The following is an 18,668-nucleotide window of genomic DNA, read 5'->3' on the forward strand; positions in this document are numbered from 1 at the left end:
ACTACAGTCAAATATACCCCGACTACAAAGTGACTACAGTTTTTCTGTTTTCATTTGGTTTTCAATGTTTTAAAGTGTTTTTGTCAAGTCAAAAAAATGGACAATTCCGATTAAACCGATTACAGAATTTATACATTTGTTTTATGATAAAAAATTTATGTTTCGTTCTTCTGCTGATTGGCAGTATGCTGTATGCCCAAAATACCTATACGGACAGCCTGATCAATAAACTAAAAACAGAGAAATTATCCATTGCTGAAAAATTGAAACTTTACGAACTTCTTATTGAAATATACAGAAGTGAACAGTTGTACGATAAAGCCTCGGGCTACAACAAAGAATTTCTGCAATTTGCACGGTCTGTTAATGATCATTTGGCTATAACAAAGGCTTATACTTATCAGGGTATTATCCTTTGTAACCTTGAAGAGTATGATAAGGTGCGTCCATATATAGATTCTGCCACAGCCAGTTCATCCAAAAACAATAATAAAATAGCACAGGCTTACGCTGATTTTTTGCCGGCTTATTATATGTTCTCCCTTTATGAATATAAAAAATCAACTACCTATCTCCTTAAAAGTATATCATTATTGGAAAAAACGGAAGGTGACCCAATGCTTGAATTTAAACTCTATTACCTGTTATACGGCACCTATACTACCTGGAGCGATCTGAAAAACAGCTTTAAATACGCTCGTAAATGCATAGAACAAGCAGAAAAGTCGGGAAATAAAAACCAGTTAAGTAATGCTTACACTGCATTGGCAACCGCTTATACTTATCAATATGAAAAAAGCAACAAAAAGGAAGATCTGAAAGCCATTATGGATAATTCTGAAAAAGCAGCCATGCTGTATAAAGAGTTTCCTGGGCAGGTATCAGGTAATACCTATGCTATTGCCCGGAATAATATTGCCAGTTATATTCTGAAATATTCCTCTGATTTAACGCCGGATTTGCGGAAACAAATACAATATAATATAAGTGAAGCACTTAATGCCTCCCAATACATTGCAAAACCACAATCTATAAAGGCTGGGAGTCTTGGGATGCTGGCTAATTTGGCAACAAGAGATAATGATCTGGACAAAGCGGAAAAATATTTACTGCAGGCAGAAGCGGGATTACTAACCCAATCACCGGTTTACTATTACATAATGATACAAATCGTAAGTGATTTGGCAGAATTATATGAAAAGAAAGGGAACCTGGTAAAAGCTATTGAATATCAGAAAAAAGTAACAAAATATACTATTGACCAATTCAACCAGGACGAAGCATCCAATGTAAAAAGACTGGATGCACAATACCAGGCCGAGAAAAGTGAGCAGGAAGTAAAATCATTACAAAAACAAAAGCTGCTGTATATTATCCTCGGGATTATAGGAGCTATCGGGTCATTCTTTATGTTCCGTTCTTATCACTTCAAGCTAAGGTTGTCCATAGAAAAAGAGAAAAAGTTGAATACGGAAAAACATGAAGCCGAAATGCAGATACAGCTTGAACAAGAAGCACAGGCAAGGCTGAAAGCAGAACAGGAACTCCTGATTCTGAAGCAGCAGAAGCTGAATGATGAAGTGCTTGCCAATCAGTTGCATTTACAGCATAAAGACAATGTTCTGTTGCAGTTAAAGGAAAAACTGGCCACAGAAGAACCGATCAATATACAGCAGATATTACGGGAAGAAACGCGTGCCAATAACGAATTTGAAAAAACTAAATACCAGATACAGGAGATACACCCTGATTTTTTCAGAAGTCTGAACGAAAAAGCCACCCAGAAACTGACTTTACTGGATCAGAAATACTGTGCTTATTTATACCTGGGAATGGACACAAAACAAATTGCCAGCCTTCTCAACGTAGAACCCAAAAGTGTACGGATGACCAAATACAGATTAAAGCAGAAATTTGCTCTAAACCCCGAAACTGACCTTGTAAACTATCTAAAGGGGATAGGTTAACAGGATCATCATTAAGTCTAGGCTATTATAGATAAAGATTATTTTAAATGATTAAAAGTGATAAGGCTGTCCTTTTGGGCAGCCTTATTATGGTTATGATGATAATTTTCTTAAACTAAACATAGGATTCCAGATCTGAAAACGTAGAAATAGAAGGTTGATAATCACTTATGCTCAAATTTCCGAAGCCAAATTCACAGAAAATAAAGGACAGGTTATTTACTTTTGCAGCATTATAATCTGTTTGGGTATCACCGATGTAAACGGAGTTTTCAATGCTTAATTGATTCCTTTCCATAATCAGTTGAATGTTCTCTGACTTAGGTTTTTTAGTCCGGCCGTGAGATTCAATATCTGTAAAAAGATCATTGAATTGATAATAGTCTAAAAAAGATTCAATATATCCGTCCTGGCAGTTGCTGACAATAAAAAGTCTGTGGGTTTTTGCTAAATTCTTTAATGTTTCTTCAACTCCGTTATAAAGGATTCCGCCTTCAACATGCAACACTTTATTTTCACTGTTCACGATTTCGGAAAGAACTTCATTTACCTGTTGATCCGAAATGCCGGGAACAATCGCTCTTAAAATGTCATCAGCTAAAAGTCCCATGTACTGATCCATGTCTTCAGGTTTCAGATCCTTTTGGAGTAACTGATATTGATTTAAAACATTATTCCAGATTTTGATAATCGTAAGTCTTGAATCCCAAAGCGTTCCGTCTAAATCGAAAATTAAATTTTTATAGCTCAAAATGGATTGTTATTTTGTTTGTAATATTGAACAGATTTCAGATCCTTATAAAATCATGCTCAGCTGAATTCTTTTTCTTGCTTCATCTACTTCTGTCACTTTCACGCGGACATGCTGGTGAAGTTTTACCACTTCATTCACGTCAGATACAAACCCATCTTTAAGCTGAGAAATATGAACAAGACCGCTTTCCTTAATTCCCATGTCTACAAAACATCCGAAAGCCGTAATATTATTGACAATTCCGGGAAGAATCATTCCGGGTTTTAAATCTCTGATGCTTTTTACATTAGGATCGAACTCGAATACTTTGGCTGCTTTTCTGGGATCTAATCCGGGTTTTTCCAGCTCTTTCAAAATATCCTTAATTCCCAAAATCCCGATTTCTTCTGTAGTATAATTTTCAGGTTTTACTAAAGCTATCTTCTCCTTGCTGGCAATCAGTTCATGGGTTTTAATGCCCAAATCTTTAGCCATTTTCTCTACAATTCCATAAGCTTCAGGATGAACAGCCGAATTATCCAGAGGATTTTTTGCATGAGCAATTCTTACGAAAGCGGCTGCCTGCTGAAAAGCTTTTTCTCCCAGTCTCGGAACTTTTTTTAACTGTTTCCGGTCTTCAAAAGCACCGTTTTCCGTGCGGTAATTCACTATGTTTTCTGCCATTTTCTCCCCAATTCCGGAAACGTAACTCAATAATGATTTACTTGCCGTATTTAAGTTGATCCCTACGGAGTTAACACATCGCATCACCGTTGAATCCAGTTCGTTTTTCAATTGGGTCTGATCTACATCATGCTGATACTGGCCCACACCGATAGACTTGGCATCAATTTTAACCAGTTCTGCCAGCGGATCAGAAAGTCTTCTTCCAATGGAAACGGCACCTCGTACGGTCACATCATAAGACGGGAATTCATCCCTGGCAATTTTACTGGCAGAATATACGGAAGCTCCGGCTTCAGACACCACAAAAACCTGCAATGGCTTATCAAAAGCGATTTTTTTGATGAAAAATTCAGTTTCCCGGCTGGCGGTTCCGTTTCCGATGGATATGGCTTCAATATTATAGGCATTCACCATAGAACGGATTTTTTTCATGGCCATTCCGCTTTCATTTTGCGGGGCGTGAGGGTAGAGGGTCTCATTATGGAGAAGATCTCCTTTTTCATCCAGACATACCACTTTGCATCCGCTTTTGTATCCCGGGTCAATGGCAAGGATTCTTTTTTCCCCTAAAGGAGGTGCCAGAAGCAGCTGACTTAGGTTTTCGGAGAATATTTCAATGGCTTTTTTGTCGGCTTTTTCTTTAGCTTCCTGCAAGGTTTCGTTGGAAATAGCAGGTTCTAAAAGCCGTTTGTAGCTGTCTTTAATGGCGATGGCAATCTGTTCAGAACTTTCATTGTTAGATTTAATGATGGCTTTTTCTATAAAGTCAATGGCTTCTTCTTTATCAATGCCAATATTCACTTTTACAAAACCTTCAGATTCAGCTCTGAGCATGGCCAAAAGTCTGTGAGAAGGTGTTCTGCCGAGGCTTTCTTCCCATTCAAAATACTGCGAAAACTTCTGGGCGTCTTCTTCATCCTTTTTAGCTTTAACGACTTTGGAAGTAATCATGGCTTTACGCTGGAAAAGACGGCGAAGATTTTTGCGGACGTACATATTTTCATTGATCCATTCTGCCATAATATCTCTGGCTCCCTGAAGTGCATCTTCTTCGGTAGGAACCTCATTGTTCAGATATTTAGAAACCAGAAACTGTAAATTATTGTTTTTCTGACTCATGATAATCTTGGCCAAAGGTTCCAGACCTTTTTCTTTAGCAGCATCTGCTTTTGTCTTTCTGCGCTTTTTAAAGGGCAGATAAAGATCTTCCAGTTCCAGGATATCAAAACTTTCCTCAATTCTTTGTTTAAGCTCAGGAGTCAGCGCATTTTGTTCTTCAATGGATTTTAAAATACTTTCCTTTCGTTTCACAAGTTCCTCAAAATGTTTACTGATCTTGGAAATTTCTTCAATCTGAACTTCATCCAGGTTTCCTGTTTTATCCTTTCTGTAGCGGGAAATAAATGGAACAGTGCAGTCTTCTGCTAATAATTGAAGGGTATTGTTAATGCTCTTCTCCGAGATATTGAGCTGTTGCTGTATATAAGTTACAATCGTCATTGTTCTGTTTTCGAAAAGCTAAAATAAGGTTTTGGAATGGAAAAAGGCGAGTTGCCCCGCCTTAAATGTTTTCACAACGGAATAATCCTTATTGTGAATTGCTTTCAAAATTATAAACAAATATAAATGAAAAAATCTTTTTATCATGTATGGGAAACCATAATCTGAATATTTTTTTTATTTCTATTTTTATGTAGTTTCAAAATATAAAATGATGATTAAGAATATACTTGGGTTAGATTTAGGAACCAATTCAATTGGCTGGGCTTTAATTAAACAAAATGCTGAAGAGAGGCAGGGAAGTATTCTGGGAATGGGAACCCGAGTATTGCCTATGTCACAGGATGTTTTAGGAGATTTTGGAAAGGGAAATTCTGTTTCGCAAACAGCTGCCAGAACTGGTTATAGAGGAATAAGAAGGCTGCGTGAACGGTTTTTACTAAGAAGAGAAAGACTGCACCGGGTTTTGAATATTTTAGGTTTTCTGCCGTATTATTATGCTGCTCAAATAGATTTCGATAAAAGATTTGGGAAATTTAAAGCAGAAACAGAACCTAAGCTGCCCTATAACAATGAAGGCTTTATTTTCAAGAATTCTTTTGAAGAAATGCTTTCGGACTTTAAAATATCTCAACCTGAGCTTTTATCAGGAAACAAAAAAGTTCCTTATGACTGGACTATTTATTATTTAAGAAAAAAAGCAGTCTCTCAAAAAATAGAGAAAGAAGAGCTGGCATGGATTCTTTTGAATTTTAATCAGAAAAGAGGCTACTATCAGCTCAGAGGAGAAGATTTTGACGAAGAAAAAGATAAAACATTTGTGACGTTAAATGTTGATAAAGTGATTGATTCCGGGGAAAAAGTGAAAGGAAATATCCTTTTTGATATATATTTTACCAACGGATGGAAATATGAAAAACAAACAACAAAGCCGGAAGATTGGCTCGGGCGTTCGAAAGAATTTATTATCACCGAATCCCTATTAAAAAATGGTGAAGTAAGGCGGACTTTTAAAGCCGTTGATTCTGAAAAGGACTGGATTGCCATTAAGGCGAAAACAGAACAGGAGATTGAAACAGCCCACAAAACGGTAGGATCTTATATTTATGATGCCATTCTTCAGAATCCTAAACAAAAAATAAAGGGAAAACTTGTCCGAACAATTGAACGAAAGTTTTATAAAGAAGAGCTGAGAAAGATTCTTGAAAAACAGAAAGACTTTCATCTTGAACTGCAAAATGAAGACTTATACAGTGATTGTGTGAGAGAATTATACAGAAATAATGACACCCACCAGTTAAGTCTGGCTAAAAAGAGTTTTATACATCTTTTCTTAGAGGATATCATTTTTTATCAAAGACCTTTAAAAAGTCAGAAATCTTCTGTTTCTAACTGTACTTTGGAATGTAGAAAATACAGAGATAAAAACGGAGCGGAAGGAATTCAATTCCTGAAAGTTATCCCTAAATCAAATCCATATTATCAGGAATTTCGCATCTGGCAATGGATGTCTAATCTGAAAATATACAGAAGAGATGATGATGTGAATATAACTTCGGAGTGTTTAAAAACAGCAGAAGACTATGAAGATCTTTTTGTATTTCTAAATATCAGAAAAGAAGTTGACCAGAAAGCATGTTTAAGACATTTTAAATTAAGTGAAAAAACACATCGCTGGAACTATGTGGAAGATAAAAAATATCCCTGCAATGAGACCGGAACAATGATTTCGGAAAGACTTAAGAAAGTAGGGGATAGCCCGGATAATATCTTTACAAGAGAAATGGAGCAACAAATCTGGCATATAATCTATTCTGTGAATGATAAAACAGAATATGAAAAAGCCTTGAAATCCTTTGCAAAGAAAAATGAGCTCGATAATGATTCGTTCTTTGAAGCTTTCAGAAAATTTCCTCCGTTTGATAGTGAATATGGCTCCTTTTCTGAGAAAGCCATTAAGAAACTATTACCATTGATGAGAATAGGGAAGCACTGGAACTGGGAAGCTGTTGATGAAAAAATAAAAAACAGGATTCAGAAAATAATTATCGGGGAATATGATGAAAATATTAAAGATAATATAAGAGAAAAGACTCTTTCTCTTCAGAAAGAAAGTGATTTTCAGGGCTTGCCTTTATGGTTAGCTCAATATGTAGTATATGGAAGGCATTCTGAAGCTTCAGTCGCAGGAAAATGGAATTCTGTGGATGATATTGAAGAGTATTTGAAAGAATTCAAACAGCATTCTCTTCGTAATCCGATTGTAGAACAGGTGATCATGGAGACTGTCCGGGTCGTGAAAGATATCTGGATAAAATATGGGAATGGAGCAGCAGATTTTTTTGATGAAATTCATATTGAACTTGGCAGGGAAATGAAACTTCCTGCAAAGGAGCGAAATAAAATGACTCAAAAAATATCAGAAAACGAAAATACCAACCTTCGTATTAAAGCTTTACTGGCAGAAATGATGAATGATAGTGAAGTGCAGAATGTAAGGCCTTATTCCCCCATGCAGCAGGAGATTCTGAAGATATATGAAGATGGAGCCCTGAATTCTGAGATTTCTGTAGATGATGATATTCTTAAGATCAGTAAAACAGCTCAGCCTTCTCCATCCGATCTGAAAAAATATAAACTTTGGCTGGAACAAAAATACCGTTCACCTTATACAGGAGATATTATTCCTCTTAATAAACTTTTTACAACTGAATATGAAATTGAACATATTATTCCTCAAAGCCGATATTTTGATGACAGTTTTAGCAATAAGGTGATTTGTGAATCTTTAGTTAACAGGCTAAAAGATAATTACATTGGTCTTGGATTTATTAAACAGTTTCATGGCTATAAAATCTCTGATAAAACTAAAGTCTTTGAAGTAGAAGAATATGAAGACTTTGTGAAGAAAAATTATGCTAATAATCGGTCTAAAAGATCAAAACTCCTGCTGGAAGAAATCCCGGAAGAAATGATTGAACGTCAGCTTAATGATACCCGGTATATCAGTAAATATATTTCAGGTATCCTTTCTAATATTGTAAGGAAAAAGGAAAATGATGAGGGCGTAAATTCTAAGGATATCATTCCTGGGAATGGAAAAATTACATCACAACTTAAACAGGACTGGGGATTGAATGATGTCTGGAATGATTTAATTCTTCCTCGTTTTGAACGAATGAACGAGCTTACAAAGTCTAGCTATTTTACGGTCTGGAATGAAAAGTATCAAAAGTTTTTGCCAACAGTACCCGTTGAATTTTCAAAGGGGTTTTCTAAAAAGAGAATCGATCATCGTCATCATGCATTAGATGCTTTGGTAATTGCCTGTGCAACGAAAGATCATGTTAATCTACTTAATAATAAGTCTGCGAAATCAGAAATGAAACGGTATGATTTAAAAAGAAAGCTGATGAAGTTTGAAAAGAAAACCTATCAGCATTCGCAAACAGGAGAAAGAATTGTAAAAGATGTTCCTGTAGAATTTTTGAAACCGTGGAATGATTTTACTGTTGAAGCTAAAGAGAATCTTGAGAAAATTATTGTAAGTTTTAAACAGAATCTTCGTGTAATTAATAAAGCCACAAATCATTATGAAAAATGGATTGAAAAAGATAATGTTAAAGTAAAAGGCTTAGTGGAACAGCAAGGTTTAAATTGGGCAATCAGAAAACCATTGCATAAAGATACGGTTTCCGGAAAAGTAGATTTACCGGGAATCAAAGTTCCTAAAGGAAAAATACTAACTGCTACGAGGAAAAGTATTGATACTTCTTTTGATTTAAAAACAATAAATTCTATTACAGATACAGGAGTTCAGAAAATTTTAAAAAATTATCTTGAATACAAAGGCAATAGTTCTGAAGAAGCCTTTTCGTCTGAAGGAATTGAAGATATGAATAATAATATCGAGAAATTTAATGAAGGGAAACTGCATCAGCCTATTACTAAAGTGAGGATTTTTGAATTAGGCAGCAAATTTCCTTTAGGCCAAATCGGAAATAAAAAACATAAATATGTAGAAACAGCAAAAGGCACTAATCTCTTTTTTGCCATATATGAAGATGACAAAGGTAAAAGGACATACGAAACGATTCCTTTAAATGAGGTGATTGAAAGACAGAAACAGGGATTGGCGCCCGTTACATTAAAAAGTAAAAACGATTTTTATTTATGTCCTAATGATTTGGTATATGTTGCCGCGGAAGGTGAGTCTGTGAATAAGATTGATTTTAAGTATGCTTCTCAGGAGTTTATACATAATATTTATAAAGTGGTAAGCTTTTCTGGCAGCCAAATTTTCTTTGTAAAACAAAATATTGCTGTTTCCATTGTAAATAAAGCTGAATTTTCTACTTTAAACAAGATGGAAAGAGCTGTTGATGGCAAAATGATTAAAGATTGCTGTATAAAGTTAAAAATTGACCGTATAGGAAATATAACTAAATCGTAATCATGATCACCCGCTCTATCTACATTGGCAGTCCCGCTTATCTTAAGCTCAAAGACGAACAGATGAAAATCCTATGTCCTGAAACTAAAGTAGAGAAAGGCAGTGTTCCCGTTGAAGATCTGGGCCTGCTCATGCTGGACCATTTCCAGATCACCCTTTCACATCAGTTGATCCAAAAAATGATGGGGAATAATGTAGTGGTTATCAGTTGTGATGCACAGCATTTACCACATGGAATAATGCTTCCTCTTTATGGGCATACGGAGCATTCGGATAGAGTTAAAGATCAGCTTGAAGCGAGTGAACCTTTGAAAAAGCAACTTTGGAAACAGACTGTAGAATGTAAAATTGAAAACCAGAAAAATCTTCTGATACGGTTAGGAAACTATTTTGAGCCTATGATAGAGTATCAGAAAAATGTAAAGAGTGGTGATATCACCAATATGGAAGGTATAGCAGCTCAGCATTACTGGAAATATCTCATAAGCCTTGACTTTTTGAGAGGACGTTTTGGAGATTCACCCAACCAGTTCTTTAATTTTGGGTATTCAGTTCTGAGAAGTATGGTGGCAAGATCAATCGTAGAAACCGGTTTACTGCCTGTGTTGGGGATTTTTCATAAAAATAAATATAATCCCTATTGTTTGGCTGATGACCTGATGGAACCATACCGTCCTTTTGTTGATCTATTGGTGATGGATTGGCTCAAGAACAATCCCCAAACGGAAGAGCTGACGAAGGAATATAAAGCTCATATTTTACAGATTGCAACTAAGGATTTGAGGATAGATGATAAAACAAGACCTTTGTTGGTAGCGGTAAAAACAACAGCTACATCATTATATAAATGTTATACAGGGGAAAAAAGACTGATATCTTATCCTGAACTGATATGAATTCCGAAAGGTTTAACGCGTACAGAATTATGTGGGTTTTAGTATTATATGATCTCCCAACAGAAACAAAAGCCAATATGAGAGATGCTAATCGGTTTCGTAAGGGTTTGATTGATGATGGATTTACTCTTTTCCAGTTTTCAATGTACGTTCGCCATTGCCCAAGCCGGGAAAATGCGGAAGTGCATATCAAAAGGGTTAAATTTATGCTTCCAAAAGCAGGTAAGGTTGCGATTATGTGTATTACCGATAAACAGTTTGGGGATATCGAAATCTTCTTTGCCAGAAATAAAGAAGAGCCACCTCCAACCTTTCAGCAACTTGAATTATTCTAATTTTAAAATTCTAATTAAGCAATAAACCCATTGAATTTCAATGGGTTAAATTTTGAGGCTGTGACTAATCACTAAGATAGTAAATTTTGAAAGCAATTCACAACTGCTCATATGCTGTTATCTGTCTCTTTAAAACTGTGACTAATCACTAAGATAATAAATTCATCCTTAAAGAAAATGTTCTGACTGAAATTTAATTGACAATAGCGATTGCCATTCCGTCGTATTCTTTTTCCCCTACGGTTTGCATAATGGTAGCAGTCACTTTTGGGTTGTTGGCAAGGGTCTGATTGAAACGTTGTACGCCTTTCACTCTTTCATCAGTGGTATTTTCATCAAGAACTTTGCCTTCCCGGATTACATTGTCACAAATAATAATGGTTCCCGGATGCGAAAGCTGTAGCGCTAATTCAAAATACTCGGTATAAGGTGGTTTATCAGCATCAATAAAAATAAAATCGAAAGTTTCTTCCCCTTTGGAAATAAGTTCGTTTAATACATCTATTGCCTTGCCGCCCCGCAGATCTATTTTATCTGAAAGTCCTGCTTTTTCAATATTCTGACGGGCAACACGGAGGTGATGCGGATCAAATTCTACGGTGATTACTTTGCCGTCCGCGGGAATTGCTCTGGCCATCCAAATCGTACTGTAAGCTCCCAAAGTACCCAGTTCCAGGACACGTTTAGATTTACTCGTGAGCAGCATTAACTGCAGAAACTTACCCTGAGTAGGGGTTACACTGATTTGTGGCATAGAAGCATCATCCAGAGACTGAATAACCTCTTGAAGAATAGGATCCTCTGGTGCTAGCAAATTACCGATATACCTGTCTACTTTTTCAAATAGCTGCTGATTCATATTTTTAAATTGGTTTAATGATTAACAATTTTCTATTGACATTAACAACCATCATCAGCAAGTCAGAATTGATTCGAAATTATAATTATTTTCTAAGCTGCTGTGAAAGTTTAATTCGCTTAAAGATAGTGAATTTGAAATCGGTTATTTTACCTCTATTATTAATTATTGAACAATAAAACGAGATATTTTTCATTTCTTGATGTATGTTAAGTTTATCATTAATAAGGTTTTCTAATTTTGAAATTCTTAAATTTAAAGTTTTAAACAATTTTCTAAACAAATAAATAATATGAAAAAACTTAGTGTAATTGCGTTAGTAGGAATAGGATTGCTTGCGGCATCATGTAGTAAAGAGAAATCGGCAGAGACTGCTGCTACAGCTACGGAACAGAAAGTAGCAGAAAGCAAAGGAGAAGTTTTAGCAGTTGATGTAGCTACTTCTGTAGTGAACTGGAAAGCTTTCCATAAAGGAGGAATGGCTCCTCGTTGGGGAACACTTAACGTAAAGTCAGGAGATCTGAGCATTGAAGGAGGTCAGCTGGCTGCCGGAAACTTCGTAATTGATATGAATTCAATTAAAGTAGATCCAGCTTCAGTAACAGAAAAAGATAAAAAACCTGGAGATCTTGAAGCGCACTTAAAAAATCCTGATTTCTTTGATACAACAAAGAACCCAACTTCAGATTTCAAAATTACAAGTGTTACCGATTTGAAAGAAGCACCTAAAGATGCAGTAGCCGGAGCTAATAAAACTGTGAGCGGAAACCTTACATTATCAGGAAAAACAATGAACGTAACGTTCCCTGCTAAAGTGGATGTAACAGATAATTCAGCGGCTGTTCAGGCTAAATTCACAGTAAACAGAGCAGATTGGGGACTTAAGTTTGGGACTTCAGAAGCAGATCCTGCAGAATGGATGATCAGCAAAGACATTGAAATTGCTGTTGATGTAAAAGCTAAAAAATAACTTGTTAGATACAATAGTGAGAGCTGCTTTCGTAAGAAGGCAGCTTTTTTTATTCGGTAAACTCAGGTTATATGAGTAAATTTTATGTTTGAGAAAAACTGAAGGTGGCTTCGAGAGCCTCAGCCACCTTTTGGTGGGTAGTTGTGATGTTTTTTTAATTAATAAAATTGAGAAGTAAAAAGATAACTTTTAAATCAAAAGGCGAATAGTAGGTGGCTGAGGCTCTCGAAGCCACCGCATCAAAAAACATCTTATATTTATAAAAACACAATATGAAAAACGAAATTAAAGGCTGGATGTATATTTTGCTGTGCTCTGATGGCAGTTATTATACAGGAAGCACAAATGATCTCGAAAGAAGAATTGAGCAGCATCAAGCAGGAAATGGTTCGAATCATACGAAGAAACGATTACCCGTAAAACTTATTTATTTTGAAGAATATGATAGAATAGATCTGGCTTTCTACAGAGAAAAGCAGATTCAGGGGTGGAGCCGAAAGAAAAAGGAAGCTTTGATTAATGGTGAGCCAGAATTACTGCCCGAACTGGCGATTGCATGTAGAGATTTGAGGGATTAGTAATGGTGGATTTGAGAATGGAGAGCTGCAGGTGGCTGAGGTTTCCGAAGCTACATTTTTTTGAATAATTTTGATGTGTTTTTGATTAATGAGTAGAAGTACTTATTAAATTGAACAAGAAATAGAAGGTGGCTTCGAGAGCCTCAGCCACCTTTTGTGGGTAGTTGTGATATTTTTTAACTAATAAAATTAGAAGTAAAAAGACATCTTTTTAAATCAAAAGGCAAATACAAGGTGGCTGAGGCTCTCGAAGCCACCTCCAAATTCCTTACTTTTGCACAGATGATATACATTTTGCTTATAATCAATCTCTTCACTTTCGTTGTTTTTGGGCTGGATAAAAGGTTGGCGGTTAAACACAAAAGGAGAGTTCCGGAAATCACGCTTTTAGGTCTTACTCTTACAGGAGGAAGTGTGGGAGCCGCTTTAGGGATGCTGATATTCAGACATAAAGTTTCAAAAGTATCTTTTTTATTAAAATGGGTGGCGATTATTTTAATTCAGGCGGCAGGTATTTATTTTTTTGAAAAATATAGGTGATATTAATCATTAAAGTCTAATGCACTATTCTTAAACTTATCATTAATTGTAATTCTAAAATATTCAATTTTAAAGCTTTAACAGGGAAAAGTAGTGAAAGTGCTCATTATGAATTTGTTAATTAATTGATATTCTTGCTTATTATTCATTGAAAATCACTATTTTTGCACCCGTAAAAATCATTCATGCAAAACATTAGAAATATTGCGATTATCGCACACGTTGACCACGGAAAGACCACTTTGGTTGACAAGATCATTCATGCTACAAACATTTTCAGAGAAAATCAGGAAAGTGGAGAATTAATAATGGATAATAACGATCTTGAAAGAGAAAGAGGGATTACCATTCTATCTAAAAATATTTCTGTTACCTATAAAGACACTAAAATTAATGTAATTGACACTCCTGGTCACGCCGATTTCGGTGGAGAGGTAGAAAGAGTTCTGAAAATGGCAGACGGGGTAATCCTTTTAGTTGATGCCTTTGAAGGACCAATGCCTCAGACAAGATTCGTACTTCAGAAAGCATTGGAATTAGGCCTTAGACCTTTGGTGGTAATCAACAAAGTAGATAAGCCAAACTGCCGTCCGGACGAAGTTCACGATCAGGTATTCGATTTATTCTTCAACCTTGAAGCTACTGAAGAGCAGTTGGATTTCCCAACTTTCTACGGATCTTCAAAACAAGGTTGGTTCAATACTTCACTAGAACAAACTGAAGATATCCTGCCGTTATTGGATGGAATTTTACAGTATGTTCCTGCACCAAAAGTAACTGAAGGAAACCTTCAGATGCAGATTACTTCTTTGGATTTCTCTTCTTTCTTAGGAAGAATTGCTATCGGGAAAGTAACAAGAGGGGAGATCAAGGAATCTCAGTGGATCGGTCTTGCACAGGCAGACGGAAAAGTAGTGAAAGGAAAAGTAAAAGAACTTTACGTTTTCGAAGGATTAGGAAAGAAAAAAGTAACTGAAGTACAGGCAGGAGATATCTGTGCTGTGGTAGGTTTCGATGCTTTCCAGATCGGAGATTCTTTCGTAGATCTTGAAAATCCTGAACCATTGGAAAGAACTGCTATTGATGAGCCTACATTGAACATGACGTTCTCTATCAACAATTCACCTTTCTTCGGTAAAGACGGTAAATATGTAACTTCTAACCACCTGAAAGAAAGATTAACAAAAGAATTAGAGAAAAACCTTGCATTAAGGGTTCAGCAGACAGATGATGCCAATACATTCCTTGTTTTTGGTAGAGGTATTCTTCACTTGTCAGTTTTAATTGAAACCATGAGAAGAGAAGGGTATGAAATGACTATCGGTCAGCCGCAGGTTATCTTTAGAGAAATTGATGGAGAAAGATGTGAGCCTTACGAATCTTTGGTTGTTGACGTTCCTGAAGAATATGCTTCAAGAGTTATCGACCTGGCAACTCAGAGAAAAGGTGACCTTCACATTATGGAAACTAAAGGTGAAATGCAGCACATGGAATTCGAAATTCCTTCAAGAGGTTTGATCGGATTGCGTTCTCAAATGCTTACGGCTACTGCTGGTGAAGCTATTATGGCGCACCGTTTCACAGAATACAAGCCTTTCAAAGGTGTTATTCCTGGAAGAAACAATGGAGTACTGATCAGCAAAACTCAAGGTCCTGCTACAGAATATTCTATTGCTAAACTACAGGATAGAGGTAAGTTCTTCGTAGATCCGGGTGAGGAAATCTATGCAGGTATGATCATCGGTGAACAAAACAAACCTGGAGACCTGGTAGTAAACATCGTAGAAGCAAAACAGTTGAATAACATGAGAGCTTCAGGAAAAGATAAAGATACCGGTGTTGCTCCGAAAATCTTATTCTCACTGGAAGAATGTATGGAATATATTCAGGGTGATGAAGCGATTGAAGTAACTCCGAACTTCATCAGAATGAGAAAGAAAGTCCTTTCTGAAGAAGAAAGAAAAAGAATGGAAAGATCAGCGAAAGCTTAATTAATTTCTATATAATATACAAACCTCCGGATTTTTTCGGAGGTTTTTGCTTTTATAATGGGCTTCATACTTAAAATTGTTACTGTATATTTTTATGAAATATTGTCTTTTTAATTTTTAAAATTAAATCATTATTGCGTTTTTAATTTATTTTAATATTGAATTAAATCTATTTGTTTAAACTAATTGATTTTCATCTGTTTAAATGATATTAATTGTATGTTTGTTCCTACGCATCGCGTAATTAAAAACACAAATAATGAAAAAAAAGACCTTACAATTAGTTTGTTCTCTATCCTTGTTGTGCCCTGTATTAGGGGTAGCACAGAATACTACAGACAAGAAAAATGATTCTTTATCATTAACTGTTAATCCCGTATCATCAAAAGAAGTAAAAGATCTTTCCGTAAAGGTTAGTTTTTATGGCTTTCTGAGAAACTATATATTTTACGATACCAGACAGACCATTGGTGCCGGTGAAAATCTGGTTCCGCTGTATCCAAAAGATAGACAGTTGGATGTAAAAGGAAACGACATTAATGATGCTCCTAAATTTCATATGCTTTCCGTATTATCAAGAGCCGGAATTAATGTAAAAGGCCCCAAAGTATTAGGAGCAGAAACGGCCGGGATTTTAGAAGCTGAATTCTTCGGATCTACAGAAGCAGGTATCAACGAACTAAGACTTCGCCATGCCTATGTAACGTTTGATTGGGAAAAAACACAGCTGGGAATAGGGCAGTACTGGAATCCTATTGTTATTCTGGATTGCCTTCCGAACGTTGTCAATTACGGATCAGGTTCTCCTACTTTTGCTTTAAACCGTAATCCGCAGGTAAGACTTACCCAAAAACTGGACGAACATTTTAAAATTATTGCTGCCGTTACTTCACAACGCGATTTCACCCCCAATACTTCTCCGTACAGAGACAGCGGAATGCCTTCCACTCACTTACAGCTTCAGTACAAATCGCCCAATTTCATAGCCGGAATAGCCGGGCAGTATGAGGTACTCAGGCCTCAGTTATCCTCGGGGAATCCTCCGGTAGTTAATCACAATAAAGTAAAAAGCATTACTGCAGTATTGTATGCAAAAGTGATTACCAAGCCCTTAACAATCAGTGCTTCGGCAATAATGGCTCAGAATGCAGCAACATTTGTTATGCTGGGTGGTTTTATGGGGTATTCTGCTCCCGGGGAAGCTGATATTTTCAGAACCATGAATACAAGAAGCGCCTGGATAGATTTCCAACAGGTTACAGACAAAAAAATAGCACTGGGTCTTTTTGCAGGAGCAGTAAAAAATCTGGGAGCAAATGATCCGGTACAAGGCAGAACTCCCACGGCATATGGTGTCACGGCAGCTTGGGGTGCTGTTTCTGGGACTCCCGGTGCGCGTAGCGTAGATCATCTGTGGAAGGTCGTACCGCGGGTAGACTGGATCCTGAACAAGAACATCAAGTTTAGATTTGAGGTGGAAAATACCTTTGCTACCTGGGGAGATGCTCAAATTAGTGGTAGAGGGGTTGGAAATGAGTTTAATGCCAAAAACAACCGTTTCCACCTTGCTACATTTTTTATGTTTTAAACAGATACACAAATAATTTAAACACAATAATGATGAATACAGAAAACAAAACCACTAAAAATAGCATATTAACAGTAATTATTGCATCATCTGCAGGAACACTTATAGAATGGGATGACATGTTTCTTGCAATAATTCTTGCAGGAACCCTTTCTTTAAATCTTTTCCCGGCCGATGGATCACATTTTCTCGAAACATTAGGAGTAGTGGCCTCATCCTTTATGTTTCGTCCGATAGGTTCACTTATTTTTGGAAGTATCGGAGATAGGATTGGGCGGAAATATTCTTTTATTCTGTCTTTGGTTTTAATGGGAGTATCTACATTCTTTATTGGTTGTATTCCTAATTTTTCCAGTATAGGATGGGCGGCTCCTGTTTTATTATTAATTTGCAGGTTGATGCAGGGGCTGGCCATCAGTGGTGAATATGCCGGTGCAGTGATCTATGTGGCAGAGCATGCCCCGGTAAACAGAAGAGGATTTTATACCGGATTTATTCAGGCTACCGTACCTATAGGTCTTTTAATCTGTCTTAGTGTGATATTCATTACAAGGAGTGCTATGTCTGAAGCTGATTTTACCGATTACGGATGGCGAATTCCTTTTCTTTTAAGCTCCGTTCTTGTCATTTTAAGCTATTCTGTCCGAAGAAAACTGCATGAGAGTCCTGTTTTTGAAGCTCTGAAACAGGCCGGAAAAACAAGCAGATCTCCAATTAAAGAGGCATTCAGTACAAAAGGAAATATTAAGACGATGCTGAAAGCAATTTTTGGAGGCAATGCAGCCCAAAGTTCGGTAATGCAAACCAGTTTGTTTGTTACCCTTTTTTTATGCAGCGTGCCGTAAAGCTTGAAGATACTACGGTGCTCTTAATTACGGGTACTGTTACTCTTTTCAGTTCTTATTTTTATCAGTATTTTGGCGCATTAAGTGATCGTGTGGGCCGTAAGAAAGTCCTTCTTGGAGGGCTTATTTCAAGCCTTATTATGATTCCGGTTTCTTTTTATCTTTTCATGAAAATTGGAAACCCGGACGGGCTTACAGAAGTACATTCAATCAGTAATATGGCCATTTTAAAAATTATGGGAGTCAGCTTTTTACTTTCGGTGGCGGGAGCCGCCACCTATGGCCCTTTAGGAGCTTTTATGCTGGAAATTTTTCCTACAAAAATAAGGTATACAAGCATGGGATTTGCTCAGAATATGGGAAACGGATTTATTGGTGGTGCAACTACTTTTGTTACTGAACTAATTAAATCATCATTTGTTGTAAGTGCTGTACTTTCACCATATACTGGTTTAATTTATCCTTTACTTTTAGTGATTCTTGCTATAATTATCAATATCATATACATTCCGGAAACTTATAAAAATGATCTTACAGAAGAGGAAAGTATTGAAAAATAGATTTTAAACCTTTATAATCAGACAGATAAGCTTCAAATTTATTGGCAATAACTAAGGCAGTATGAATAAAAATATGCATACTGCTTTTGTTTTAACTTTTTTTACTTTCCAAATTCGGATAAATGGTCTTTATATTGTTAGTTTTGTATTTTTAAAATCGAAAGCA

14 protein-coding genes are annotated in these 18,668 nt (G+C 36.3%); 11 read left to right on the plus strand and 3 right to left on the minus strand.

Translation table 11 applies throughout. The features are described 5' to 3' along the window. Positions 1–143: 143 nt before the first annotated feature. The gene (locus ACM46_RS11340) at positions 144–1,967 is read left to right on the plus strand and encodes a helix-turn-helix transcriptional regulator (protein WP_241485995.1); all 1,824 of its coding nucleotides are present in this window, start codon (positions 144–146) and stop codon (positions 1,965–1,967) included. Between the two features lie 115 nt (positions 1,968–2,082). Here the strand turns inward: ACM46_RS11340 and ACM46_RS11345 are convergent, their stop codons facing one another. Both ACM46_RS11345 and ACM46_RS11350 read right to left on the minus strand, forming a co-directional pair. Then, positions 2,083–2,718, minus strand: coding sequence for an HAD family hydrolase (locus ACM46_RS11345; RefSeq protein ID WP_048506753.1), 636 nt, complete (start codon positions 2,716–2,718; stop codon positions 2,083–2,085). 45 nt (positions 2,719–2,763) lie between these two features. Further along, positions 2,764–4,887, minus strand: coding sequence for a Tex family protein (locus ACM46_RS11350; protein WP_048506754.1), 2,124 nt, complete (start codon positions 4,885–4,887; stop codon positions 2,764–2,766). 211 nt (positions 4,888–5,098) lie between these two features. Here ACM46_RS11350 and cas9 point away from each other — a divergent pair, with 211 nt between their 5' ends. Genes cas9 through cas2 form a run of 3 tightly spaced genes read left to right on the plus strand, consistent with a single transcriptional unit; the run spans position 5,099 to position 10,571 of the window. Further along, on the plus strand, positions 5,099–9,340 hold the full coding sequence (cas9, locus tag ACM46_RS11355) for a type II CRISPR RNA-guided endonuclease Cas9 (protein WP_206541006.1): 4,242 nt from the start codon (positions 5,099–5,101) through the stop codon (positions 9,338–9,340). Positions 9,341–9,342: 2 nt separating this feature from the next. After that, positions 9,343–10,236 (plus strand): type II CRISPR-associated endonuclease Cas1, encoded by an 894-nt coding sequence (gene cas1 / locus ACM46_RS11360; RefSeq protein WP_048506755.1) that lies wholly within the window; start codon positions 9,343–9,345, stop codon positions 10,234–10,236. Further along, positions 10,233–10,571 (plus strand): CRISPR-associated endonuclease Cas2, encoded by a 339-nt coding sequence (gene cas2 / locus ACM46_RS11365; RefSeq protein WP_048506756.1) that lies wholly within the window; start codon positions 10,233–10,235, stop codon positions 10,569–10,571. The genes cas1 and cas2 overlap by 4 nt, the downstream gene beginning before the upstream one ends. Before the next feature lie 193 nt (positions 10,572–10,764). Here cas2 and ACM46_RS11370 read toward each other — a convergent pair whose 3' ends face one another. Then, the gene (locus tag ACM46_RS11370; protein WP_048506757.1) at positions 10,765–11,430 is read right to left on the minus strand and encodes an O-methyltransferase; all 666 of its coding nucleotides are present in this window, start codon (positions 11,428–11,430) and stop codon (positions 10,765–10,767) included. A 292-nt stretch (positions 11,431–11,722) separates the two neighbouring features. Here ACM46_RS11370 and ACM46_RS11375 point away from each other — a divergent pair, with 292 nt between their 5' ends. The 7 genes from ACM46_RS11375 (at position 11,723) to ACM46_RS23660 (ending at position 18,502) form a co-directional block, all read left to right on the plus strand. Beyond that, positions 11,723–12,400, plus strand: coding sequence for a YceI family protein (locus ACM46_RS11375; protein ID WP_048506758.1), 678 nt, complete (start codon positions 11,723–11,725; stop codon positions 12,398–12,400). A 272-nt stretch (positions 12,401–12,672) separates the two neighbouring features. Then, positions 12,673–12,978, plus strand: a complete 306-nt coding sequence (locus ACM46_RS11380) for a GIY-YIG nuclease family protein (protein WP_206541007.1) — start codon at positions 12,673–12,675, stop codon at positions 12,976–12,978. Positions 12,979–13,212: 234 nt separating this feature from the next. Further along, entirely contained in the window at positions 13,213–13,518 is a 306-nt protein-coding gene (locus tag ACM46_RS11385; RefSeq protein WP_241485996.1) for a DUF1294 domain-containing protein, read from the plus strand. Positions 13,519–13,703: 185 nt separating this feature from the next. Then, complete coding sequence (typA, locus tag ACM46_RS11390) at positions 13,704–15,509, plus strand: translational GTPase TypA (protein ID WP_048506759.1); 1,806 nt, start codon at positions 13,704–13,706, stop codon at positions 15,507–15,509. A 259-nt stretch (positions 15,510–15,768) separates the two neighbouring features. Further along, positions 15,769–17,097, plus strand: coding sequence for a DcaP family trimeric outer membrane transporter (locus ACM46_RS11395; RefSeq protein WP_048506760.1), 1,329 nt, complete (start codon positions 15,769–15,771; stop codon positions 17,095–17,097). Between the two features lie 29 nt (positions 17,098–17,126). After that, the gene (locus ACM46_RS23655) at positions 17,127–17,942 is read left to right on the plus strand and encodes an MFS transporter (RefSeq protein ID WP_241485997.1); all 816 of its coding nucleotides are present in this window, start codon (positions 17,127–17,129) and stop codon (positions 17,940–17,942) included. Then, positions 17,927–18,502, plus strand: coding sequence for an MFS transporter (locus ACM46_RS23660; protein ID WP_241485998.1), 576 nt, complete (start codon positions 17,927–17,929; stop codon positions 18,500–18,502). Before ACM46_RS23655 ends, ACM46_RS23660 begins: the two co-directional genes overlap by 16 nt. The last annotated feature ends 166 nt before the right edge of the window (positions 18,503–18,668 follow it).

This window comes from Chryseobacterium angstadtii, assembly GCF_001045465.1.
GTDB lineage: Bacteria > Bacteroidota > Bacteroidia > Flavobacteriales > Weeksellaceae > Chryseobacterium > Chryseobacterium angstadtii.